This is a genomic window from Marinifilum sp. N1E240, from assembly GCF_009295825.1.
Classification (GTDB): domain Bacteria; phylum Bacteroidota; class Bacteroidia; order Bacteroidales; family Marinifilaceae; genus Marinifilum_A; species Marinifilum_A sediminis.
In genome coordinates, this window is sequence record NZ_WHKF01000001.1 from 399,609 (window position 1) to 425,343 (window position 25,735).

At 34.4% G+C, this 25,735-nt stretch carries 19 protein-coding genes and 1 tRNA gene; 18 read left to right on the plus strand and 2 right to left on the minus strand.

The window, feature by feature from the left end; genetic code table 11:
* The first annotated feature begins 50 nt into the window (after window positions 1-50).
* A complete protein-coding gene (locus tag GCQ56_RS01670) occupies window positions 51-1,115 on the plus strand; it encodes a PorV/PorQ family protein (RefSeq protein ID WP_152732657.1) in 1,065 nt (354 codons plus the stop codon).
* Between the two features lie 56 nt (window positions 1,116-1,171).
* Here the strand turns inward: GCQ56_RS01670 and GCQ56_RS01675 are convergent.
* Window positions 1,172-1,247, minus strand: a tRNA-His gene (locus GCQ56_RS01675).
* 134 nt (window positions 1,248-1,381) lie between these two features.
* Here GCQ56_RS01675 and GCQ56_RS01680 point away from each other — a divergent pair.
* The 7 genes from GCQ56_RS01680 (at window position 1,382) to GCQ56_RS01710 (ending at window position 9,743) form a co-directional block, all read left to right on the plus strand.
* Window positions 1,382-2,056, plus strand: a complete 675-nt coding sequence (locus GCQ56_RS01680; protein ID WP_152732658.1) for a DNA alkylation repair protein — start codon at window positions 1,382-1,384, stop codon at window positions 2,054-2,056.
* Between the two features lie 130 nt (window positions 2,057-2,186).
* Entirely contained in the window at window positions 2,187-2,951 is a 765-nt protein-coding gene (locus GCQ56_RS01685) for a Bax inhibitor-1/YccA family protein (RefSeq protein ID WP_152732659.1), read from the plus strand.
* Window positions 2,952-2,983: 32 nt separating this feature from the next.
* Window positions 2,984-4,198 (plus strand): GNAT family N-acetyltransferase, encoded by a 1,215-nt coding sequence (locus GCQ56_RS01690; protein ID WP_193323690.1) that lies wholly within the window; start codon window positions 2,984-2,986, stop codon window positions 4,196-4,198.
* A gap of 88 nt (window positions 4,199-4,286) precedes the next feature.
* Complete coding sequence (locus tag GCQ56_RS01695) at window positions 4,287-4,538, plus strand: type B 50S ribosomal protein L31 (RefSeq protein ID WP_152732660.1); 252 nt, start codon at window positions 4,287-4,289, stop codon at window positions 4,536-4,538.
* A gap of 177 nt (window positions 4,539-4,715) precedes the next feature.
* Window positions 4,716-5,906, plus strand: coding sequence for a GlmU family protein (locus GCQ56_RS01700; RefSeq protein ID WP_152732661.1), 1,191 nt, complete (start codon window positions 4,716-4,718; stop codon window positions 5,904-5,906).
* Window positions 5,907-6,091: 185 nt separating this feature from the next.
* Window positions 6,092-8,545: an endopeptidase La gene (lon, locus tag GCQ56_RS01705; RefSeq protein ID WP_152732662.1), complete on the plus strand. Its 2,454-nt coding sequence runs from the start codon at window positions 6,092-6,094 to the stop codon at window positions 8,543-8,545.
* A gap of 97 nt (window positions 8,546-8,642) precedes the next feature.
* On the plus strand, window positions 8,643-9,743 hold the full coding sequence (locus GCQ56_RS01710) for an AI-2E family transporter (RefSeq protein ID WP_152732663.1): 1,101 nt from the start codon (window positions 8,643-8,645) through the stop codon (window positions 9,741-9,743).
* 119 nt (window positions 9,744-9,862) lie between these two features.
* Here GCQ56_RS01710 and GCQ56_RS01715 read toward each other — a convergent pair whose 3' ends face one another.
* Window positions 9,863-10,780, minus strand: coding sequence for an NAD(P)-dependent oxidoreductase (locus GCQ56_RS01715; protein ID WP_152732664.1), 918 nt, complete (start codon window positions 10,778-10,780; stop codon window positions 9,863-9,865).
* Window positions 10,781-11,171: 391 nt separating this feature from the next.
* On the opposite strand from GCQ56_RS01715, the gene GCQ56_RS01720 reads away from it, so the two are divergent.
* The 10 genes from GCQ56_RS01720 to GCQ56_RS01765 all read left to right on the plus strand — a co-directional run bounded on the left by GCQ56_RS01720 (window position 11,172) and on the right by GCQ56_RS01765 (window position 25,733).
* Window positions 11,172-14,036, plus strand: a complete 2,865-nt coding sequence (locus tag GCQ56_RS01720) for a tetratricopeptide repeat protein (RefSeq protein WP_152732665.1) — start codon at window positions 11,172-11,174, stop codon at window positions 14,034-14,036.
* Window positions 14,037-14,450: 414 nt separating this feature from the next.
* The gene (locus tag GCQ56_RS01725; protein ID WP_152732666.1) at window positions 14,451-16,175 is read left to right on the plus strand and encodes an OmpA family protein; all 1,725 of its coding nucleotides are present in this window, start codon (window positions 14,451-14,453) and stop codon (window positions 16,173-16,175) included.
* Between the two features lie 36 nt (window positions 16,176-16,211).
* Window positions 16,212-16,823, plus strand: a complete 612-nt coding sequence (locus tag GCQ56_RS01730) for a hypothetical protein (protein ID WP_152732667.1) — start codon at window positions 16,212-16,214, stop codon at window positions 16,821-16,823.
* A gap of 11 nt (window positions 16,824-16,834) precedes the next feature.
* Window positions 16,835-18,058 carry a hypothetical protein gene (locus GCQ56_RS01735; RefSeq protein ID WP_152732668.1) on the plus strand — a complete coding sequence of 408 codons (1,224 nt, stop codon included), beginning with the start codon at window positions 16,835-16,837 and terminating at the stop codon, window positions 18,056-18,058.
* Between the two features lie 3 nt (window positions 18,059-18,061).
* The gene (locus GCQ56_RS01740) at window positions 18,062-18,592 is read left to right on the plus strand and encodes a hypothetical protein (RefSeq protein WP_152732669.1); all 531 of its coding nucleotides are present in this window, start codon (window positions 18,062-18,064) and stop codon (window positions 18,590-18,592) included.
* 158 nt (window positions 18,593-18,750) lie between these two features.
* Window positions 18,751-19,800 (plus strand): hypothetical protein, encoded by a 1,050-nt coding sequence (locus GCQ56_RS01745; RefSeq protein WP_152732670.1) that lies wholly within the window; start codon window positions 18,751-18,753, stop codon window positions 19,798-19,800.
* A gap of 19 nt (window positions 19,801-19,819) precedes the next feature.
* A complete protein-coding gene (locus GCQ56_RS01750; protein ID WP_152732671.1) occupies window positions 19,820-20,338 on the plus strand; it encodes a DUF3592 domain-containing protein in 519 nt (172 codons plus the stop codon).
* A 37-nt stretch (window positions 20,339-20,375) separates the two neighbouring features.
* Window positions 20,376-21,146: a TIGR00266 family protein gene (locus GCQ56_RS01755; protein ID WP_152732672.1), complete on the plus strand. Its 771-nt coding sequence runs from the start codon at window positions 20,376-20,378 to the stop codon at window positions 21,144-21,146.
* Window positions 21,147-21,559: 413 nt separating this feature from the next.
* Window positions 21,560-22,711, plus strand: a complete 1,152-nt coding sequence (locus tag GCQ56_RS01760) for a cytochrome c3 family protein (protein WP_152732673.1) — start codon at window positions 21,560-21,562, stop codon at window positions 22,709-22,711.
* 55 nt (window positions 22,712-22,766) lie between these two features.
* Window positions 22,767-25,733, plus strand: a complete 2,967-nt coding sequence (locus GCQ56_RS01765) for a 4Fe-4S dicluster domain-containing protein (RefSeq protein ID WP_152732674.1) — start codon at window positions 22,767-22,769, stop codon at window positions 25,731-25,733.
* The last annotated feature ends 2 nt before the right edge of the window (window positions 25,734-25,735 follow it).

Consider the following 25,735-nt stretch of genomic DNA (forward strand, 5'->3'; position numbering starts at 1 on the left):
GTGAGATTAAAAAAAGCATGTTATTTTTACCAGACTTAGAAATATTTGATATGCGAATAGTAGTAACTCTCTTAATTATTTGTTTTTATTGCAGTCTTGCACAAGGACAAACTTCAGCGCCAACTTATAGTAACGAATTTCTGTCTATTGGAGTTGGAGCACGATCTTTTGCTATGGGGAATTCCAGCATTGCTAGCCAAAGTACGGTAGAAGCTGCCTATTGGAATCCTTCATCCCTTGTTGATCTTCAAAATAAGTACGATGCATCAGTAATGCACTCGGAGTACTTTGGAGGATTGTCTACCTATGATTATCTGGGGTTTGCAATTAAATTGAACAAAGAAAGTGCACTTGGATTAAGTTTGATACGATATGGAGTTGATGACATTCCCAATACATTAGAATTGATAGATAAGGATGGAAATTTACGCTACGACAGAATTACAACTTTTACATCAGCTGATTATGCATTTTTAATTTCCTATGCTCGCCAAACAAAAATTAAAGGATTATGTGTTGGTGGAAATATGAAATTAATCTACCGACATACTGGAGATTTTGCAAATGCTTATGGTTTTGGTATTGATTTATCTGCAACTTATAAAAAATCGAACTGGAGATTTGCTGCTGTATTAAGAGATGCTTCTAGCACTTTTAATTCCTGGGTATTTAATACCGATGATTTAGAGGAAGTGTTCGCAATAACCGGTAATGAAATTCCAGAAAATTCTACAGAACTAACCTTGCCTCGTTTGATATTGGGAGTAAGTAAGGATTTTAAAATATCTGAGAATTTTGGAATTTTAACCGAATTTAATGCAGATCTTACCTTTGATGGAAAACGAAATGTTTTGGTACAAGGAGATCCTTTGAGTATCGATCCACACATGGGAGTGGAGGCATCGTTTAAAAAATTTATATTTCTTCGAGTCGGGGTAAATAACTTTCAAGAGGAGACTGATTTCAATAACACTTCGGAGTGGACCTTTCAACCTAACCTTGGTTTGGGGATAAATTATAAAGGAATCAGGTTGGATTATGCATTAACCGATATTGGAGATCAGTCTATTGCAAAGTATTCTAACGTGTTTTCCCTTTCGTATTCTTTCGATTAAAACAAAACAGTATAAAATAAAAAAAGCAAACTCATTTGAGTTTGCTTTTTTTCTTAGGGTGAAAGACCGGTTTCGAACCGGCGACCTCTGGAACCACAATCCAGCGCTCTAACCAACTGAGCTACAATCACCATTTCTGCTCTATTGCGGTGCAAATATAGAGAAAACCTTATTTATTCTCCAAATAAAAATTGAAAAAAAATTAAAAAAATATTCCGAAAAGATTATAAACTCTACCTTTGCAGACAGTTAACAAATTAAAAAAAATGGAATTTTTTATTGACGATAAGCAGATAGAGGATCAGTTTCAGGAAATTTTCAAAAAAACACAGGTTTTGAGAAATGGTGAAACTCATCACGAGATGAAAAAATTTGGATTGAATTATCAAAAATCCCTTGGAGCAACCATTGTTAATTTACGAGAATTGGCTGCTGGATACAAAGCAAACCACTTGTTGGCTCACAAACTATGGACGAAAGAGTATAGAGAAACCAGAATTCTTGCTACTCTTCTTGAAAATCCTCAAGAGGTAAGCCCCGAACAATTGTCACGTTGGTTTGAAGAAATGGAGTCGAATGAAATGCTCGAACAGGCAAGTATGAATCTTTTTGTCAATTTACCTGATATTCATGAGTTGCTTCCGGCTTGGTTGCAATCCGGTAATTTCCGAAAAGTTATATGTGCCATTTTGGTTTTGGGAAGAATGGCTTTGCTAAAACGAAATGAGGATATTCATTGGCTGGCAAAGCATATTGAACTAATTCCAAACAATATTGACGAGAACTATCTTAGAAATCAGGTGAAAAGGAGTTTAGGAAAATTGGTTCGTTTAAATACTAATCTGGCGGATAGAATAAGTACCAAAGTGCAGAATTTAAAAAGCAAAGATGAAAATTGGCAGGATGTATGGAATGATTTACAATATGAACTTGAATTATAGACAGTACTTTTAAGATAATTTATGACTGGATTGATCTAAAAATCTAGGAAAAGAAAATTAAACGGAGTAAATTTGAAGCATATAAATTAAGATAAGAAAAGTAAATTATTAAGATTAAGTATTGATTCATATGGCATTAACAAAAAGTTCTAATCCGGTATTAAGCGAAAAAATATTTTACGGATCACGAACACAATCATACGATGAAGCAATGACCGTTAATGGAACGGTTAATAAAATTGCCCTTTTGTTATTCTTTGTTGTTGCTGCAGCAAGCTTTACATGGGGAATGGTTTCAGATGTTTCAGGCACAGGTCAAATAACCTCATCGGTTTATCCATGGATGATTGGAGGTGCAATTGGCGGATTTATTCTTGCATTAGTTACAGTATTTAAACCTAAATTATCTCCTTATACTGCTCCCTTTTATGCATTGTTCGAAGGATTGTTTTTGGGTGGTATTTCCGCTTTAATGAACGCCTCGTACCCAGGAATCGTAATGCAAGCCGTAGGTTTAACATTCGGAACTTTATTTGCAATGTTGTTTGCTTACAAAACAGGATTGATAAAAGTAACTCAAAAATTTAGATCAGGAATTATTGCTGCTACTGGTGGTATCATGTTGTTTTATATGGTAACTTGGATTTTGGGTATGTTTGGATTAGGGAATGGACTTTATTATGGTTCGAGTTTGCTTAGTATTGGGATTAGTTTGTTTGTGGTGGTTATTGCTGCATTGAACTTAGTTTTAGATTTTGATTTTATTGAAAAAGGAGCGAAATCGGGAGCACCAAAATATATGGAATGGTATGGAGCCTTTGGTTTAATGGTTACCTTAATTTGGTTATATATAGAATTGTTAAGATTGTTGTCTAAATTGGCAAGTCGAGATTAATAACTTTCCGTTTAAAATTTAATACGTTTCGGGTGAATATAATTGAAGTTTCAAACAAAAAGCATCGAAAAGAATTTTTAGATTTAGCTGGATTCATCTATAAAAATGATTCCAATTACGCACGTCCGTTAGATGGAGAAATTGAAGGGATTTTTGATCCTAATGAGAACTCATTCTTCAAGCATGGAGAAGCCATCCGATGGATTTTGCAGGATAGTAACGGCAAAACCCTAGGAAGAATTGCTGCATTTATAAACTCAAACAAAGCTTTCTCTTTTGATCAGCCAACAGGTGGATGTGGCTTTTTTGAGTGCGTAAATGACAAAAAGGCAGCTTATCTTTTATTTGATACTGCAAAAACCTGGTTACAGGAAAGAGGAATGGAAGCCATGGATGGTCCAATCAATTTTGGAGAAAATGATAACCATTGGGGTCTTTTAGTAGATGGCTTTATACCGCAAGGATATGGAATGCCGTATCATCAAAAATATTACAAGGAGTTTTTTGAATCCTATGGGTTCAAAGTATTTTTTGAACAATACAGTTATCACTTGGATAGAACAAAGCCTTTTCCTGAGAGATTTTGGAAAATTGCTGAGTGGATTGCTAAGAAGCCAGGATTTACTTTTGAGCACTTCAGTTACGATAATCAAGAGAAGTACATTCAGGATATTATTTCAGTTTATAACGAAGCCTGGAAATTTCATGATAACTTTTCTCCGATCGATCCTGATGATATTCGTAAGATTGCCAGAGAGGGTAAAGGTGTAATCGAAGAAGATTTTATTTGGTTTGCTTATCATGAGGGGAAACCGGTAGCTTTCTTTGTGGCAATGCCTGATATCAATCAGATTTTAACAAAGATGAACGGGAAGTTTAATTTGTGGAACAAACTAAAGTTTCTATATCACTTAAAAAGAAAAACGATTACTCGTGGACGTATAACCATAATGGGAGTTGTGCCTAAATACCAACGTTTTGGCGTTGAGTCGGGTATTTTCTGGCATATGGATAGAAAAATGAAGCTGAAGCCACAGTATACAGAAATGGAATTGTCGTGGGTAGGTGATTTTAATCCGAAAATGATCTCCATTTATGAGTCGGTTGGTGGTGTTAGAATGAAGACACATTACACTTATAGATACCTTTTTGATCGCAATAAGCCATTCAAAAGGACACCTATTATCCCTCTGGAAAACAGAGGAGATAAGGCAAAGAAAAAAAATGTAAAGGAAAGTGCAGAATAATTTCTTGAATTTTTTGCAAAATAAATTACAATATCTACCTTTGCACTCCATTGGAAGAAGATTATAAGAAATTTAAAGGATATTTAAAATGAAAAAGGGAATACATCCGGAAAACTATCGTCTTGTTGCATTTAAAGACATGTCAAACGAAACTGTTTTTATTGCTAAGTCGACTGCTAACACTAAAGAAACTATTGAATTCGAAGGTGTTGAGTACCCATTAATCAAGTTAGAGATCTCTAATACTTCTCACCCTTTCTATACAGGTAAGATGACATTAGTAGATACAGCTGGACGTGTGGACAAGTTCAGAAACAGATACAAGAAATTCAAAAAGTAATTCTTGGTCATATGATATTAAAAAGCTCCGTTTTTCGGAGCTTTTTTTTTGCTCAAAAAGTTCTATGTTTTTGAATATGTGTGATTCTACGTGTGAATAATTGAAATAAATCTTTTTTTATGTAATTTTGATCGAAGAACACTACTAATAGCCCCTTGGGTTTACATTACTACTATAATGAACTATATACTTTTTGATGATGGAGCATGGAATGAAATGCGTCCATTAAGTTTTACTCGTCCGGTTGCCGAAATGCGTGTTGGGATTCTAACCATTCGTGAGAAATGGGAACGAGTTCTTGCTTCAAAGCTTAGCTTTTTAACCAAAGAATATCTATCCGAAAAATTTCCAATTCGTTTGCAAGATGAGAATCTTTTGGTAAATGGATCTATTTTGCCAAATCCGAAATTGATTGATGCCATAAACAACTTAAAGCTTGATGAGTTCTTGACGGCGGGTGAAGTTATTTTAGCAGCTAATTTTAAATCAGAAGATGTTAATCTGGTAACAGAAGAAGAGATTTTAGGAAAGCAAACTGTAGAATATTCTGGTGAATTTATTCGAGTAGATAAACCATATCAAATTTTTGAATTAAACGATCAGGCTCTTCGTGATGACTTTGAACTGCTAACTGCAGGACGAAAATCTCAAGAAATTAGTGGTACAGTAAATGTTTTGGGTAAAGAAAATATTTTTCTTGAAGAAGGAGCCAAAGTTGAATTTGCTACATTGAATGCACAAAAAGGTCCAATTTATATTGGAAAAGATGCCGAAATAATGGAAGGTGTTTTGGTTCGTGGACCACTAGCAATGTGCGAGCATTCGGTTCTGAATTTAGGTGCGAAAGTTTATGGAGCTACCACTTTAGGTCCGTATTGCAAATGTGGAGGTGAATTGAATAATGTGGTGATGTTTGGTTATTCCAACAAAGCGCATGATGGATTCCTGGGTAATGCGGTACTAGGAGAATGGTGTAATATTGGTGCTGATACCAACAATTCTAACCTAAAGAACAATTATTCTCCGGTGAAGTTATGGAGTTATACCACTCAAAGTTTTGCCAGAACTGGATTACAGTTTTGTGGTACCATTATGGGAGATCATTCTAAGCTTGGTATCAACACCATGCTAAATACCGGAACTGTTATTGGAGTTAGTGCTAATGTTTTTGGTGCTGGCTTTCCACGTAACTTTATTCCGTCATTCTCTATGGGTGGAAATCATGGGTTTAAAGAGTATAGATTAAAAGCCACATTCGAGGTTGCCGACTTGGTAATGCAACGACGAGGAATAGAATTTAACGAGATTGAAAAAAACATCTTATCTCATATTTTTGATATGACTAAAGATTATCGGAAATCATTTTAATTAATAAGATATTGAAAGAAAAGAGCTCGAGCATTAAATTGTTTGAGCTCTTTTTTATTTTGGCATAGCTATTGCCAACTAGTAGTAGACTAAAATTTTTTGCAAGGATACGACAATTTGTCATTCATTTTCAATAAAAGTTGTTTCCTTTATAGATACAATCAAAGAATAAGAGAAACGAGATAATGAGTAGTAAGATAGAATTCAATATTAGCGATATAGCTTTGTCAAATATGATGGACGAAGATTCGGATTTTATTCCGATTATAACAGATGAAGATGAAAGTGCTCTGGACGAATTACAAGTGCCAGAAACTTTACCAATATTACCTTTAAGAAATACAGTATTATTCCCAGGAGTAGTAATTCCAATATCTGTTGGACGTGAGAAATCTTTGAAATTGGTACGTGAGGTTTACAATAACAAGGGAATGTTGGGTGCTGCTTCACAGATTGATTTAAGTGTTGAAGATCCACATTTTGAGGATATCAATAAAATTGGTACTGTAGCTCAGATTATCAAGATTTTGGAGATGCCTGATGGATCAACAACAGTTATTCTTCAGGGGAAAAAGCGATTCGAGTTAGAGGAAATCATCAGCGAGGATCCATTTCATATTGGTAAAATCAAGACATTAAAAGATAATCGTCCTGAAGTAGAAGACAACGAGTATAAAGCTTTGGTTTCTTCTGTTAAGGATATGGCGATTAAGGTAATTAAGCTATCTCCGCATATTCCTAGCGAGGCTTCGTTCGCAATAAAGAATATTGAAGGTTCATCTTTTTTAATCAATTTTATTTCGAGTAATTCAGAGGTGAAGCACAATCAAAAGCAAAAGTTACTGGAGTACGATAATATTCGTGACCGTGCTATGAAACTTTTGGAATTATTGGTTCGCGAGGTTCAGGTGCTGGAATTGAAAGATGACATCCAGTCGAAGGTGAAAACCGATATGGATCAGCAACAGAGAGAGTATTTGTTGCACCAGCAAATGAAAACCATTCAAGATGAATTAGGTGGAAGCCCTAACGATCAGGATGTGATTGAATTGGAAGAGAAAGCCAAGGATAAAAAATGGACCGAAGAAGTTGGGGAGACTTTCAAAAAAGAGTTGAAAAAACTTCAGCGATTGAATCCTGCAGCAGCAGAATACTCGGTACAACTGAACTATTTGCAAGAATTATTGGATTTACCTTGGAGTGATTTTACCGAGGATAATTTTGATTTGAAAAATGCTCAGGAAGTATTGGATAAGGATCATTTTGGCTTGGAGAAAGTCAAAGATCGTATCATAGAGCATTTAGCAGTCTTGAAACTAAAAGGTGATTTAAAATCTCCTATTTTATGTTTGTACGGACCTCCGGGAGTTGGTAAAACATCATTGGGAAAATCTATCGCTGGCGCATTGAATCGTAAGTATGTCAGAATGTCCTTAGGTGGATTGCACGATGAGTCAGAGATTCGTGGTCACCGTAAAACATATATTGGCGCGATGCCAGGACGTATCATTCAGGGAATGAAAAAGGCGGCTTCATCGAATCCGGTTTTCATTTTAGATGAAATTGACAAAGTAGGTAGTGATTTTAGAGGAGATCCATCATCAGCATTGCTTGAGGTTTTAGATCCGGAACAGAACAGTACTTTCCACGATAATTTCCTTGAGGTTGACTACGATTTATCTAAAGTGATGTTCGTAGCTACAGCAAATAATGTAGGATCAATTTCTGCACCACTTCGCGATCGTATGGAAATGATCGATGTTAGCGGATACATTCAGGAAGAGAAAATAGAGATTGCCAAGCGTCACTTGCTTCCAAAGCAAATGGAGAATCATGGTATTACCAATAAGAATATCAAGATTTCGAAAGAAGTTATTGCTGAGGTAATCGATAAATATACCAGAGAATCTGGAGTTCGTGCATTGGATCAGCGAATCGCAAAAATTATGCGAAGAGTAGCTCGTAAGGTAGCCATGGATGAGGAGTACGATATCAATCTAAAAATTGAAGATTTAAAAGAGTTCTTAGGTGCTGAAATGTTCAATCGTGAGAAGTATCAGGGGAATGAGTATGCCGGTGTTGTAACAGGTTTAGCCTGGACTTCGGTAGGAGGAGAAATTCTGTTTATTGAATCGAGTTTATCAACAGGAAAAGGAAAATTGACTTTAACGGGTAACTTGGGAGATGTGATGAAAGAATCGGCATTGTTGGCTCAGGAATATTTGAGAGCTCACTGTGATGATTTGGGAATCAAAAAACAAACATTCGATGAGTGGAATCTTCATGTTCACGTACCTGAAGGAGCAATTCCGAAAGATGGTCCATCGGCAGGTGTTACTATGGTTACCGCTATGGCTTCAATATTTACTCAGCGAAAAGTGAAGAAGAACTTAGCCATGACTGGTGAGATTACTTTGCGAGGTAAAGTGCTACCAGTTGGTGGAATTAAAGAAAAAATACTTGCCGCTAAAAGAGCTGGAATCAAAGAGATTATTCTTTGTAATCAAAACAAAAAGGATATCGAGGAAATCAAAGATATCTATTTGAAAGGCTTGAAATTCCACTTTGTGGATGAAATAATGGAGGTTTTGGACATTGCTTTGATGAAACAAAAAGTAAAAAATCCTTTGGATATTTAAGGATATAAAAAATAGAGAGAAGGCTTCCCAATGTGGAAGCCTTTTTTTATACTAAAAATTCTTACTTTTATCACAACACACTAAAGATTGCTTCTTTATGAACGGAAAAGGAAAATATGTATTGGTTGCCCTGGGTTTAATCCTGTTGGGTTTAATGTTTTGGTATTTTAGCAATATTGTTGCCTATATTTTAATTTCAGTTGTTCTATCTTTTATTGGTCGTCCAGTTGTCGATTTATTAAATAAAGTAAAAATTAAAAAATGGACTTGTCCACCAGCACTTTCTGCTGGTATAACTCTAATTTTATTGTGGTTTGTAATGGTGATGTTTTTCAGAACCTTTATACCAATGGTTGCTTCACAAGCGCAAGATTTATCTAATATAGATGTAAATGCAGCTGCACATAGTCTTGAAGAACCCATCCAAAAATTAGAGAGCCTGGTTGCAAAATATTCTGCCGATGGCGAAGCCTTTAATTTAAAAGCTGTAATAGTAGATAACATTACCTCTTTTGTTAAGGTATCCGATGTTTCATCCATATTTGGATCGCTTGCGGGTACTTTGGGCAATATATTTATCGCACTGTTTTCAATCTCATTCATCACCTTCTTTTTCTTGAAAGATAGTAGTTTGTTTACAGGCGGTTTGGTGGTTTTGGTTCCAGCAAAACACGAGGAAGGAGTGCTGCATGTATTGGAATCTATTAAGAAATTATTGATGCGCTACTTTGTTGGTTTATTCTTTGAGGTGATTTTGGTTGGATTTATGGTGACCATTGGATTGACCATTGTAGGATTGCCATTTAGTACTGCAGTTGTGATCGGATTGTTTGCAGGAATGATGAATGTAATCCCTTATATTGGACCTATTATTGGTGCATGTTTCGGGATGATTATTGGAATTGCGACCAATTTAGATATTGATTTTTATACAGGCATTCTTCCTTTATTAGGGTATATGGCTATCGTTTTTGCTTTGGTTCAGGTAATTGATAACATTTTATTCCAGCCATTAATCTATTCAAATTCAGTAAATGCTCATCCACTTGAGATTTTTATAGTGATTATTATGGCAGGTAGTATGGCAGGAATTTTAGGTATGGTTTTGGCGATACCAACTTATACATTACTTCGTGTGATTGCTAAAGAGTTTTTTAATAAATACAGGTTTGTTAAAAAGCTTACCGGAAATATCTAATTAGATTCTACTCTATTTAATTGAATTTTTCACAAAAGAGTAAAATAATAATATTGTATACAAAAAAAGGAAGACTCGAGAGAATCGTCCTTTTTTTATGTGTAAACCAATCGCTAATATCATATACTCGATGTTTCGAAATGATTTTTAAGTGCATTTAATTCTTCTTCGAAGCTCAACCTTTCGCCATCGTACAGTTTCATAATTCTACCATCTGTTTTTACCATTTGCTGAGGTAATTCCAAGTGTTGGTTGGTAAATATCATTTCCATATCTGGATTTTGAGATTGCATTACTTCAACCAAATCCATTATCGATTTGTTGTAATCTACTAAATTGTACACACCCGAATCTAACTTTCCTCCAATAAGATTCGCTAAAATAGCAGATGCTTTTTCCAATGAAACGAAAGGACGCTTTTGATTACCGCTCCCATGAATTGAAATTCTTCCAACAAAGTAAGAGTCGAATTGCAAGCGATTCACAATGCTTTTCATTTTCATGCTAACGCCATATCCGAATACATTAGCCAAACGGATAATTTGCGTATTAATTTTTGGCATAATGCGTTCTACATGTTGCTCGCCTCTTAGTTTAGAACTGCCCAATGATGTGCTTGGCTCGGGTAAAGTATAAACATCAAATTCCTGATCGGAATATCCATAAACGGCAGTGGAACTTACATAAATCAGTTGTTTCACATCACTTTCTTCAATGGCATAAATAAGCTCTGCAGTTCCCCAATTGTTTACCTGTTCGTGCAAATGGTGTAATTTATCGCTATCCGAATTTTCAGCTGCAAGATGATAAACCACATCAACATTTTTCACAATTTGATCCAGGGTTCGTGAATCAAGTAATTCGCCTTTCACAAACTTTACTTTTCCGGGTTTAATTTGTGAATGCAAAAACAGATTATAATTGTTTTGACTTAAATTATCCAATACGGTAATTTCTTTCACTTCAGGATTCTGATTTAGTTTTATGCACAATTCAGTACCTATATAGCCAGCGCCTCCAGTAATTAATACTTTCATGGTAATGTATTTATAGTGAAGATTAAAATCATTAGAAATTAGGAGTAAGCTCCCTCAACTCTCTATTCTTATAAAGTTACCAATTATCTTTCTATGCCACCAAATCTGTATTCAATCTATATTTGTTTTTCGATAAGAATAAATTAATTATAATTAAACAAAACATTTATTCAACATAGTTTGATAGTGATTAATACTCGATCATTATATGATTCGTATAAAATTTTATATTAAACGTAAAAAATATTTGCTACAGGCTTTATCTTATCTTAAATTAGTTTATTATTAAATTATTAATGTGCTTGATGAAACTGGTGTTTAGGATTGAATATTGGTTTCAAATTAAAATAACTTGATATTAATCTCTCGATATAACCTTCTATTAAACGATATGAAAAAAATAATCTTGTTGATTTTTGTATTGTTTCTAACCGGAAACACCTTTTCTCAAAAGAGTTTAAAAGTTCCAAAGTATAAAAATCTGGACAGTTTAATGATGGATTTAAACAAGCTTATTGTTGATAAAAGTAATTCCGATGATTCGGAAAGAGCAATAAAATTGGTAGTTCGAAACAGAAAACTATTTAAGGGAGAGTATGGCAAATATTTGTACCTGTTGCGCCATAAATTAGAGAAGAAAAATGACAGTATTAATTTACCCGAAATTTATTATCGCTTAGGTGTAAATCACAGATATCAGCATGTTTACGATTCTGCAAAATATTACTACAAAAAGGCACTTCCCTTTGCTCAGGAGAAGAAGGATTACTATCAATTGGGAAGAATTTACAATGAATTGGGTGTTGTTTGTCGGAAAACAGATTTAAACCAAGAGGCAATTCATTATTTTGTTTCTTCAATTAATACCACCGAACAAAGTGGCAATTATTACGGAAAGGCAATTGCCGAAAATGGCATAGGAAACATCTATTTGGTACAAAAAGAGTATGAGAAAGCACTTTCTTATTTTAAGGAGTCGATGAAATATGGTATTGAAAGTAAGAAGAGTTTTCATTTGGAAATTAGCTATGGAAATGTAGGTGAGGCATACATGTTTTTGAACCAACCGGATTCTGCGAAGTACTACATTATTAAGTGTTTGGACTTGGCAAAAAAAAGAGAATATCCTATGAGTCAGGGAATATGTTATCAGCTGTTGGGACAAGTTGATATGTCTTTGAACAATTACGATCAGGCTTATGCCAATTTTGAAAAATCCTTGGCAATTCAGCGTGAAATTAAAGATAAGCGCTATTTGAGTTCCATATTGATTCATTACGGAACGGCTTGTGCCAAACTTAAGCGCTATAAGGAAGCAGAGAAGAATTTACTTGACGGGAGAGCAATATCCAGAGAAATTCATTCAATAGACAACCTGATACTTTGCAATCAAACCTTATATGAAATTTATTATAAAACAGAAAAATACAAGGAGGCGAGTGATGCCTTGTTGCTAACCAAAAACTTTACCGATACACTTTACAATTCAGCAAGTACACAGGTATTAAACGATTTGGAATTCAAATATCAATCGGAGAAAAAAACACAGCAAATTGAATTGTTGAATACGAGAAATCAATTGATTGGCGAATCGAAGAAAATGCAGCGAAATCAGTTTGGAGTATTGATATTGCTTTTTGGAGGATTGGCAGCATTTTTCTATTTCAGATATCAAACCAAACAACGCGTAACCAGAGAATTGAAGAATATCAATCAAATGAAATCGAAGTTCTTTAGTAATATTTCACATGAATTTCGTACACCATTAACTTTGATAAAAGGTCCATTGGAGAAACAGTTGTTCCGATCGAAAAATAAAATTCAGCGGACAGAGTTAGAATTGATTCTGCGCAATTCCAACAGGCTGCTATCATTGGTTGATCAATTACTGAACATTTCAAAAATTGATGCTGGACATTTTACAGTTTCGGCACAAGAGGGAGATTTGAGTACCTTGTTGAAAGGCATTTCCAATTCCTTTAATTTTCAGGCACACGAGAAGGAGATTGATTATAAAATCGAAATTTCAGAAACCGGCCAAGTTTGGTTCGATCATAATATTGTGGAGATTGTTTTAAGTAATTTATTATCTAATGCTTTCAAATTTGTTCCCGAAGGAGGTCAGGTCAAATTAAAAACTATACTCCTAAATAAACATGTAAAGATTGAAGTTAGCAATTCAGGTTGCACTCTAAATTCAAAAGAGCTGTCTCATATTTTTGATCGTTTTTACAGGGCAGGAGAGAATGAAGTACAAGGAACAGGTATTGGATTATCTCTGGTTAAAGAGTTGTGTTCTTTATATCGAGCATCAATTAAAGTTGCTTGTACTGATGATAAAATTATAAAGTTTGAATTGGAACTTCCGCAATCAAAAGAACATTTTAGATTGAATGAAATTGTAGATATTCCCCTAAATCTGGATCTAAAACGCGCAGAGAAAAAGAAGATATCACTAAATAATAAGGATGTAGAAGAAACTTTGGATAAAGTTGATTTACCTGTATTGTTAATTGTCGAGGATAATCTTGATATGCGAAAATATATAGCGACCTATTTTGAAAAGCGTTATAAGATTTTAGAAGCGGCAGATGGTGAGGAAGGTATAGCCATTGCAATACAGACAATTCCTGATTTAATTATTTCGGATGTTATGATGCCTAAGATTGGAGGAGTTGAGTTGTGTTCTAAATTGAAAAATGATATCAAAACCAATCACATCCCAATTTTATTACTTACTGCAAAAGTAGGAGACGATAATGAACTGGAGGGATTAAAATCGGGTGCTGATGATTATATTATAAAACCTTTTAATGCTCAATCACTTATTGTAAAAGTTGAACGATTAATAGCTACAAGAAAAGCTATACAAGCTAAATTTCAGAAAGAATTGGTTATGAAACCTCTCAATCTGGTTATGCAATCAGAAGAAGAAAAATTTGCTATCACATTGCAGAAAGTATTAGAAGAGCACATCGCAAACCCTAATTTCACAGTGGATCAGTTTTGCGAGGCTACTGCCATGAGTCGAACGCAATTGCATAGAAAATTAAAAGCACTAACAGGTTTATCTGCCACGGCATTTCTACGTGCCCAAAGAATAAAACTAGCATCGGAAATTTTACTTCAACCCGAAGTTAGTATTAGTGATGTTTGCTACACCACGGGTTTTAACGATACATCATATTTTACAAAGTGTTTTAAAGATATTCATGGATGTACTCCTACCGAGTATGTAAAGAAATTTTCAAATTAGAAGTTTCTCAACTAAAATTTTCTTTGGATTGAATTAAAATCCAATTTAATTCAATACTGTAATGCTTGAATTTAAAGGGATGGAACATGATTGATAAATTTTGGAACATTTGTATTAATAGCTGAACTGTTAAATTAATTTTTATTCCCTGTATTTCTCTTATAAATATTTCTGCAATAAGCTGATATATAGACAATATAAGCTCATTTCGTGTTGGTTTTATGCAGTTAAAATCGATTTATTTATTCGTATTATTCTCCTTATTAAGTTTTAGAATCATTTAATTTTTGCAATTGTATTGTGCAGTAAGTGAGTGAGATAAACATTTGTTGTACTTGTAAGAACATAGTTACTATTTATAAATTGGATATCGACCTAAATTTATTTTAGAAATCGAAACCAATTTGTAAACAGATGAAAAAACTACTAATCGTAACAGTATTACTTACACTAGGATTTGCACTTGTAAATGCGCAGGTGGTAGACCCTAAAAAAGTTGCAAAAAAGCAAGGAACCAAACGTACCAATACTAAAATTGAGCAAGGTGTTGATAAAGGTTTAGATAAACTGGAAGAAGGCATTGGAAGATTATTTGGTAAAAAGAAAAAGAAGAAGAAAAAAAATAAGACTAATTCGACTGATCAAGTTGCAGAGACACCAAATCAATCATCGGAATCAAGTAATGATAGAAACAATTCTACAGAACTTGAAAAGAAGAAGCCAAATGTAGTTTGGAGTCGTTTTGATTTTGTACCTGGTGATGTTGTGATTTTTGAAGATGGTCCAGACCTAATGGAAGAAAATGGTGAATTCCCAAGTAGGTGGGATTTGGAAAAAGGACAAGTTGAAATTGCGAATGTTGATGGCGAAAATGTAATGATGTTTATTGATGGATGCCCAACTATAATTCCCTATCTGAAAAATTCCAAAGAGGATTATCTACCCGAAGTGTTTACAGTTGAATTTGATTTATATCGACCTGCAAATGGAAATAGATTTACAGTATATCTGTATGATAGGAAAAATCAGAAAAATAGTGGTCAGGAAATTGAAATTGGTTATAAGCATGTATCTGTTGACAATAGTAATGTAAAAGGAGAACATCCTGATTTAGATTATACTTGGAATGAGAAAGGACGTTGGCAGCACATTTCAATTGCTTACACGAAAGGGAAATTGAAAGTATATATGGACGATGCCCGATTGATTAATATACCACATTACGAGGCTAATCCTACAGGAATTAGTTTGCAAGCCTACTGGGCGGAGTTAGGAGCAGACAAACCATTTTATGTGAAAAATGTGCGCATTGCAAAGGGGGGAGTTAAGTATTACAAAAGGGTACTTCAAGATGGTAAAATCATTTGCAATGGCATTCGCTTCGATGTAAACAAGGCAAGTTTAAAGCCTGAGTCAATGGGTCCAATCAATAAAATTTATCAATTACTACAGAAGCAACCAAATCTTAACTTTAGTGTTGAAGGTCATACCGATAGTGATGGAGATGATGTTTCAAACAAAAAGTTATCGGAAGCAAGAGCTAAAGTTGTGATGGAGAGATTGATTCAAATGGGAATCTCTTCGAACAGATTAAGTTATGCTGGTTTTGGTGAAAGTAAGCCTTTAGACAATAATAGTACTCCCGAAGGAAAAGCCAACAATCGAAGAGTGGAGTTCGTGAAAACAGAAGGAAACACAGCTTCTTCAAATACAATTGGCAATGGTGGAAATTCTACTTACGATAAAATACTTGCCAATAATATTGATAAGGAGTTCGATAAATTATCAGATGAATTCTACACGCCAATATCAGGACCTAATGGCATAGTGAATGGTAAAGGAACCGTATTCTTATTCTTTACATCTGAAAAAAACCTTGGGAAAATGGAAATTTTGGATGTAGATAAAGATAACAATTATAGGCTTACGATTAGATATGCTACTTACAATCGGTCTGGCGAGACAGTTAGTGAATCGGAACATTTTGAAATAGAAGGAACCTTTGCTTTTGATTTGGATAAAGGAAATGCATCAGATGTTTCTCGAGATGATCAGGATTTTATTTTGAAAGTTGGCAGCAAAACAAATTCTTCTTTTGCTTTAGGCGGAGAGAATATTGCGATTCGAAAACATCAATAAGTAATAATCCATTTTTCTGATTAAAAAGATAGCGTAATGAAACAAGTACTTACGATAGTATTTTTCTTTCTGTCAATCTCCTTTATTATGGCTCAAGAGAATAATGAGACAAATAAGAAAGAGAAATTCGATGCAATGATAGAAACCTATATGAAGGCAAATAAAGAATCGATTGACACGGCAAAACCTTTAATTGACTTTTTCTTAAAATATGAATCGAAAGATAGTTTGAATGCACCTAATCAGAAAGATTTTGATCTTTTACTAAAAGAAATGGGCGTGTTTGATGAGATTGAGAAAGACAAAAGTGGTTTAACCAAAGAAGATGCGTTTCAATTCATAAATTCATATATCAAAGCTGATAAGGCTATTGGTAATGACACCATACCACATTCAAGTTCAGCAGAAGAAAGCATTCTAACTAAGGAGATAAAAAAAGCGGAAGAACAGTTCCAAGATGCAATGCCTGAAATAGAAAAAATGATGAAGGCAGCAGAGAAGGAAGCAAAGAATATGAATCTGCAAGCAGATGTAATTTCTTACGATGAATTTAAAAAACGAGCGAAGTTAAAGAAACCAAATGCTAGCGAAAAGGAAGTAAAAGCAGCCTATTCTGATTTGATGAAAGTTTTAGGTAGAACAAACTAAATCTAAAAAAAATGAAAAAAGCAATATTAGTATTGATCGCATTACTGGCTTTTGTTAGTGCAAATAAGGCTCAGGAGAATAAGATTAACGGAAGCTGGTTAGTGGAAAAAATTGAAGTAGGTGATAAAGTTCACGAACCATTTTTCATTCTAAATTTTACGAAAGATGGAGCAATTGTAACTAGCGATATTAATGTTGGAACATGGAAGTACAATCCAAATTCTGATCGGTTAATAATGAAATCTGAAATGGATAAGGATTTCAGAGGAGAGTGTAGAATTATCACTTTAAATAAAAATCAGTTGGTATTTGAAAAAGAAGACCAGAAATGGTCATTCTCGAAGTTAAATATGGATGAGATTGTACAGCAGAATGAAGAATCTGGTTTTATAGGAACTTGGGAGATACCAAATGAAATGAATCCTGATGTTTTGAGATGGATTACATTTGACTTGCCAAATCTATATACCATTATCGAAAAAGGTTCTGGTATGGAGACTAAAAATAGTGGCGAGTGGATGTTTAAAAAAGATGAAAATGTACTTTATGTATTTGGTAGAATTGAAACCATAGGTGGGAAAAGTAATCTGATTAATATTAATGATAGTGAATTGAAATTGGAGAACAAGGGTAGTTTAATTACACTTAAGAAGGCAAATAAAAGTTCTAATAGGATTGAAAGATTATCCTTTACCGAAGCTGATTTCTTTACTGAAAATGGAGATTACAAATATGATCGTGAAGAAGGAAAACTACCTTGGAGCGATCCAATGGAAATGATGATGTCTTTTATAAATACAAGACAATTGGAATATAATTTTTCAAGTTTAGTTGAGGATACCGAGGTTTTTGAAACGAAACAATTGCTTGCCGATGTAAATGCCAACAAAGAAAATCCAAGTTTAAGTGTTGATTATATTTTTTACGGATACGATAGATATAATTTGCCAGAAGATACTGCATTACCACCTAACAATCTTGATATGAGTTATGGCAATCAATTTTTTCCCTTAAAAGAGAATTCTTTTAGAGTTGTTGGAGAGGAAGAGATAACGATTCCACCTGGAACTTACCAATGCACAATTGTTGAATCTACTGGAACTTCGGAGGAACGCTATAAGCTTTGGATGATAAATGAAAAACCAGGTGTGTATGCCCGAATTATTGAAGATAAAGAAGGGGCATTTGGACATTACCATGTATATGAATTGAAATCAATAATAATAAATAATTAAAAGATGAAAAAGACACTATTTACTTTAACAGCCATTTTAATCGGATTTACCTCCTGTGATTCTGTTGATGATTTAAAAACCAAAGATTTTAACGATATAGAATTATCAAGTCAAACGCTAATTACTGTTTCAGCTCCTGAAAATCAAAGTGTAAAAATGGATGAAGATTATTCATTTACAAAGGAGATTAATCTTGATTTTAACGATATCAGCGAATTAAAAGACTATTTGAATAAACTGGAAGATGTTGATGTGAACTCAGTGACATGTAAACTTACAAATGTTACTGGCGGAGAAGTTATTTCACTACAATTAAGTGTTCCTGATTTAAACTATGAAGTTGAAATTCCTTCAGTAGCTCCAAATCAAGATCTTAGCGTAAATTTTACTACGGAGCAATTAAATGCAATATCCAACGAATTGTTTCAGTATAAGAAATTGAAAATCCTTATTTCAGGTACAGTTAGTGATCGTCCTTTAAGCTTTACCATTGAAACAACAGCATTATTAGATGTTGAAGTTGAGATTCTATAAAATAAACATCATTAAATAACTCTATTTAATAAACCACGAAAAACTTCCTGTGCTTGTATTTCAACTATTTACTTACAACCACAACCTTAAAAACCACTCAAGTACGGGAAGTTTTTACTTACTAAAAAAAAACGGACTCATTAATAAAACAAAAAACTATGAAACAGATATTCTTGATCATCTTAGGATTGATATTAACTCTAACAATCAATGCTCAACAAAAAGCAAAACAATATGCAGTGAAATCTGGACATATTGAATACAAATTAACTGGAAATACAACTGGTACAAAATCTTTGTGGTGGGATAATTATGGGCAAATGAGTTATACCGAAATAAAGGCAACCACTGTCACTAAAATATTTGGGATGAAGAGTGAGGATAAAGCTCATACCATTCAAATAATGAAAGGTGATAAATTTTGGACAGTGAATGTACTCAATAAAACCGGACAAAAAGGTACAATTCCTGCTTACAGTAAGCTTCAGAAGATCAGCGAAAATATGAACGAAGAGGAGAAAAATCAGATGGGAAAGGATTTGTTAACTGCTTTTGGAGGTGAGATAATAGGAAGCGAAAAAATACTTGGTAACACTTGTGAAATTGCAAGTTTAATGGGTGCAAAAGTATGGATTTATAAAGGAATCACCTTGAAATCGGAAGCCAAAATTTTGGGAGTAGAAGCGAACGAAATTGCCTTGTCATTTGTAAAGAATGCTTCTGTTTCATCATCAAAATTTAACCCACCTTCGAATATTAGTTACGAGGATCAAAGTCAGTATCAGCAGGCTATTTTTGGAGATATGGGTGATTATAATGATGAAGAGGAAATGGATTTTGATTTGTATCCTATAAAATATCCATATCAAAAATTCAAGGAAGTTATCAATGATTTTTCTTACAATGGTTACAGAAAACTGACTGTTATGAATTCAAAGGATACGTATTCTGCTATGTTTATGAAAGGTATGTCAGGAAGTCTTGCAATAGCAGCTACATCTAAGAAAAATGGAAATCCTGCTCAAGAAGGTGGATTTGAAACATTTACACATAATGGTGTTAAATGCATGTATGGTGCAATGGATGAGGATGACGGTGTAACTCTAATTGTAGATATTCCTAGATATGAAACTTATATCATTATTGCCGCTGATCCGGTGATAAGCAAGAATGATATGCTTGGCATGCTTGATAAATTGAAATTCTAATTTTTGTAAAGGTTTAGATATGGAACATAGACAAAACTCACCTATAGGCTTATTCATATTTGCATTAGTATTTATTGTGGGAGGTTGGCTGTTTTATAAAAATATTAGCGAATCGATCGTTAAAGAAGCTGAAGATTCAAAAACATGGCCTAGTGTCGAAGGCGTAATAAGCTATTCAGATCTAAGAAGAAGCATAAGCGATGGAGATGAAATGTTTGCTGTAGATTTAGAGTACAATTATTTTGTAAAGGGTGCAAAGCACGCCGGAAATCGAATTTCTGCAATAGACGGAAGCAGTAGCAACAAATCTGGAGTAATAAGAGATTTACAGGAATATCCTGTGGGCAAAAAAGTGATGGTATTTTACGATCCGGAAATTCCTTCCATTTCTTTATTAAAACCAGGTGCCAATCTGTTTACCTACTTCGTTAAATACGGACCACTACTTTTTTGTTTTATTGGTGTGTTGATGCTCTTTCAAGTAATTAAGAAAATAATTGTATTTGCAATTGCCTTGTTTGTAGGGTTAAAAAACTAGCTATAGATATTTATTCACTTTAAAACCAAACCTCATTATGAACTCACACGAAATAGATTATAAAATTAAAGGACATGATATTCAATTGGTAGAAATTGAATTGGATCCTAATGAAACCGTAATTGCGGAAGCTGGAGCAATGCTTTACATGAAAGAAGGAATCGATTTTAAAGCAAAAATGGGTGATGGCTCAGAGCCAGATAAAGGAATTTTTGGAAAATTAATATCAGCTGCAGCCAGAAAAATAACTGGCGAATCAATATTTATAACCCACTTTACCCACCAGGGACAAGGTAAAAGCCATGTTGCCTTTGCCGCTCCATATCCTGGAACAATTGTTCCTTTGGATCTAGCGGAATTAGATGGATCTGTAATTGTTCAAAGAGATGCTTTTTTATGTGCTGCACTAGGTACTAAAATAAGCATGCATCTGAATAGAAAATTGGGTGCTGGATTTTTCGGAGGTGAGGGATTTATACTTCAAAAATTACAAGGAGATGGAAAAGCCTTTATTCATGCAGGAGGTACGCTAATTGAACATGAATTAAATGGCGAAACGCTAAGAGTTGATACGGGATGTGTTGTAGGGTTTCAGGAAGGAATAGATTTTAGTATTCAGCAAGCAGGTAATTTAAAATCGATGGTATTTGGTGGCGAAGGCTTGTTTTTGGCAACACTGCAAGGTACAGGAAAGGTGTGGTTACAATCAATGCCATTCAGAAAATTAATTAGTCAGTTGAGTACAGGTAGTTCAAATAGTCAGAAGGAAAGTAGCGGAGGAATTTTGAACAGTTTATTAGAGTCATAAATAGGTTTAGATTAGTTAATTGATTGGTAGTTGGGTGTTTCGATATTTTCGGAGCACCCTTTTTACTTATAGGTAAACCAATTCAACACTTTAATTTATATCCTTATTTAGAAAATTCACTTTTTTTAAAAAAATTCTAGAATCGTGAATCCCTTATAAAATCTAATAAAAGACAAGTAAGTCTTTTAATGAATTGTAAATTTTTGTATTTCCTTATGTGAAAGGACTGTGATTTAATAGTTTAAATTGTTATATTTGGTAGAGACCGAGTTACTTACGAAAAATTACTGGTCGGATTACTTCTTGAAATGATAATGAATTGTAGGGTTGAGGAGAATTGAAGTAATCATTTTGACATTGCACAATTGCGTTTTTGCTATTATATAACCTTATCTGTACTAAATGCCTAACCTATGAGTAAACCCTACAGATTACTATGTGCCTTGTTTATTAATCTGTTGCTTGTAATTCCAGTGTCACTTATTGCTAGTGATGCGGATTCTATTGCTTCAGACAATCATGAGAGTCATTTCGATTATTTTCTAAACGGTGAGAAACGTGGAGAAAGATTGTTTAAAGGATTAACGAGAATTAAAGCCGACTGGCAGTCTTGTGTTTCATGCCATAATTTAGTGCCAAGTGATACCTTAAATTGGAATCCTTCTGCTGTCGAGATATCTAGAACCTTTTCTGAGAAAAGTATTGCAGAATTTCGTTCGGTTCTAATGACTCCTATAGGCAAGAAAATGGAGGAATCTCATGTCGGATATACATTTTCCGATGAAGAGATTGGCTATATCAAATCCTACCTTCAGAAGCTGAATGGTGATGTTCTATACGAGCAGAAACCAAGAGTTAATAACATTATTATTTTCTTCTTTTTAGGTGCTTTAATCACTTTAGCGTTGATAGATATGATATTTACCAAGAAGATAAAATATAAAATTATACCTATTTTGGTTTTTATGCTTGCTTTTGGATATCAAATTCAGATGCTAGCCGAGAGTGCAACAGCATTAGGAAGAAAACAAAATTACGCACCCGATCAGCCTATTAAATTCTCACATAAAGTGCACGCAACCGATAATAAGATTGATTGTCGTTATTGTCATACCACTGTTGACGATAGTAAGTCAGCTGGAATTCCTCATGTTAACCTTTGTATGAATTGCCATGTTATTGTAAGGGAAGGAACTCATTCGGGAAAATTCGAAATCAATAAAATACACGCTGCGATTGAAAACAATACACCAGTGGAATGGATTCGTATTCATCAACTGCCAGATCATGTCTATTTTAATCATGCACAGCATGTAAATGTTGGGAAACGAGATTGCCAAGAATGCCATGGACTTGTGGAAGAGATGCATGTGGTGAAGCAGGTTGAAGATTTATCAATGGGATGGTGTTTGGATTGTCATGATAAAACTGTCGTTGATTTTAGAGAGAACGGTTATTACTCCGAAGGATTTAAAAAGCTACATGAAGAATTGGCAACAGGAGCAATTGATAGTGTTAGAGTTACTGATATTGGAGGAAGAGAATGTGCTCGTTGCCATTATTAGGCAATCATTCTTACTACTCTAAACCAATTACTGAACTTTTTACTTTGACATACCTATGAAGAAATACTGGAAAAGCCTTACCAAACGTAATAACGGACAAGATACAAGCCCTGAAAATCAACCAGCGAAAGGAAATCTGGAACAAATTCTGGATATTTTCGATGGAGATCAGGCTGATTCGAAAAAAAGTAATAGAAGAGATTTTTTAAAATTATGTGGATACAGTTTGGCAATTAGTACTGTTGTGGCAAGTTGCGAAAATTCTGTGCAAAAAGCCATTCCATATCTGATAAAACCCGAAGAGGTTACTCCTGGCAAGGCAAATTATTATGCGTCTACCTTTGCTAAAGGAAGTGAATATTGCAGTATTCTTATCAAAACAAGAGAAGGTAGACCGATAAAAATTGAGGGTAACGATTTATCCGGAGTTACTTATGGTGGAACAAGTTCCAGAGTTCAAGCCTCAGTTTTAGGTTTGTACGATACTAGTAGATTTAAAAATCCTAAAATTGGAGATAAAAAATCTACTTGGGAAGAGTTAGATAAACTTGTTGTTAAGGAATTGGAAGATTTACGAGATACAAAGGCTCAAGTTGTTCTGCTTACTCCAACAATTTACAGTCCTACAACAATAGAACTAATTGCAAATTTTATTGCGAAGTATCCGAATGTAAAATGGGTACAATACGATAGTCAATCTGCTTCAGCTCTGATTCAAGCAAATGAATCCTGTTTTGGAGAAGCTGGAATCTCGGATTACAGATTTGATTATGCCGATATGATTGTAAGTTTCGATGCTGATTTTCTTGGGAATTGGCTGATGCCAGTAGAGCATATTCGCCAATATGCAAAAAAGAGAAAATTGAGCGATGGAAACACATCCATGTCAAGACACATTCAGTTTGAATCAAGAATGTCTTTAACTGGAAGTAATGCCGATCAGAGAATTCCTGTTAAGCCATCGGAACAAGATGGATTAATTGCTCAATTGTACAATGAAATTCTGAAATTAAAAGGAAGTACAGCTTATCGAATTACTGAAGGTTCTGCAGACTTGAAAGCAATAGCAAAAGATTTATGGGCGAAAAAAGGAAAGTCATTGGTTGTAGCAGGTGAGAATGATCTTGGCATACAAATATTGGTAAATGCTATCAATTTTGAGCTTGAAAATTACGGAAGTACCTTAAGGGTTGATAAAAAACTAAATACCCTGCAGGCTGTTGATTCAGACATGGAAAATCTTTTATCAGATCTAAAATCAGGTAAGGTAAAAGGATTAATTACAGCAGATGTAAACCCGGTTTTTGATTATTTCAAGGGAAAAGAATTTGGGGAAGCCATTCAAAAAATAGCTTTCTCTCTCTCCATGGATGAGGCTCCAAATGAAACATCTATTTTGATGAAAATCTCAGCTCCTGATAACCACTTTTTAGAGAGTTGGAATGATTTTGAGCCAAAAACATCTCGCTATAGTTTGATGCAGCCAGGAATTCGTCCATTATTTGATACCAGACAATTTCAAGCTTCATTGCTAAGTTGGATAGGTGAAAGTCCTGATTACTTGCAATACTTAAAGAATTATTGGGAAAAGAATATGTACCCAATGCAAGCTGCATATCCAAACTTCACTACATTTTGGAACAACACATTGCAACAAGGAATCTTTGAGCCATCGGTAAAATTGGTTTTTAATACACAACTGAATGTTGAAGGAATTAATCTTTTGATTGAGAAAATTGTAAAAACAACTAAGCAATCGGGTTTAGAATTACAGGTTTATGAATCTATTGCAATAGGAGATGGTAGAATGGCGAACAACCCTTGGTTGCAGGAATTACCAGATCCTATCACTAAAGTTTGTTGGGATAATTATCTAACAATTTCACCTAAGCAGGCGGAGGAGATGAACCTTGAAAATGGGGATGTTGTTGAGTTGAACACAGGACATCAATTGCCGATATACATTTTACCAGGACAAACATACAATACTGTTGCAGTAGCTTCTGGTTATGGAAGAGAAGTTTGCGGCGTTGTTGGTAAAAATGTTGGTGTAAATATAAATTCTTTAAAAGAGCTTGATAAAAAAGAAATTGAGTTAAAGAAAACAGAAGTACCTTACGAATTGGCAATGACACAAACTCATCATTCGATGGAAGGAAGAGCCATTGTTCGAGAGGCTAATTTGGATGAATATAAAGATAATCCTGCGGCAGGAAATGAAGCACATCACAAATTTGAGAATGCAAGTATATACGAAAAACCAAAATTTCCAAATCATCATTGGGGATTGGTGGTTGATTTAAATTCTTGTGTTGGATGTGGTGCATGTTCTGTAGCTTGTCAGGTTGAAAATAATGTGCCAGTTGTTGGTAAGAAAGAGGTTATTCGTGCTCACGAAATGTCATGGATTCGTATCGATAGATATTTCTCAGGCGATGACTTTAATCCAGATGTATCCTACCAACCGGTAATGTGTCAGCATTGTGATAATGCACCATGTGAAAATGTATGTCCAGTTGCGGCTACCAATCATAGTTCTGAAGGATTGAATCAAATGGCTTACAACAGGTGTATCGGAACCAGATATTGTGGGAATAACTGCCCTTATAAAGTACGTCGCTTCAATTGGTTTGATTACACTAAAGCCGATTCAATTCCAAATAACTTGCACGATGTAGCTGAAATGACAATTGATTTGAAACGAATGGTTCTTAATCCGGATGTAACCGTAAGAGCAAAAGGAGTGATAGAGAAATGTTCCTTATGTGTGCAGAGAATTCAGGAAGGCAAGTTGAATGCGAAAATAGAAGGAAGAAAAGTGAATGATGGTGAAATTAAAACGGCTTGCGAGCAAGCTTGTCCTTCCGGAGCCATCATTTTTGGAGATTTAAATGACAAAGAAAGTAGGCTTGTGAAGGAGACTTCTAGTAAGCGAAATTACCATCTTCTAGAGGAAATTCATACTCTGCCATCGGTTAGTTACCTGACCAAAATTAGAAACAAAAAGTCGAACCAATCATAAAA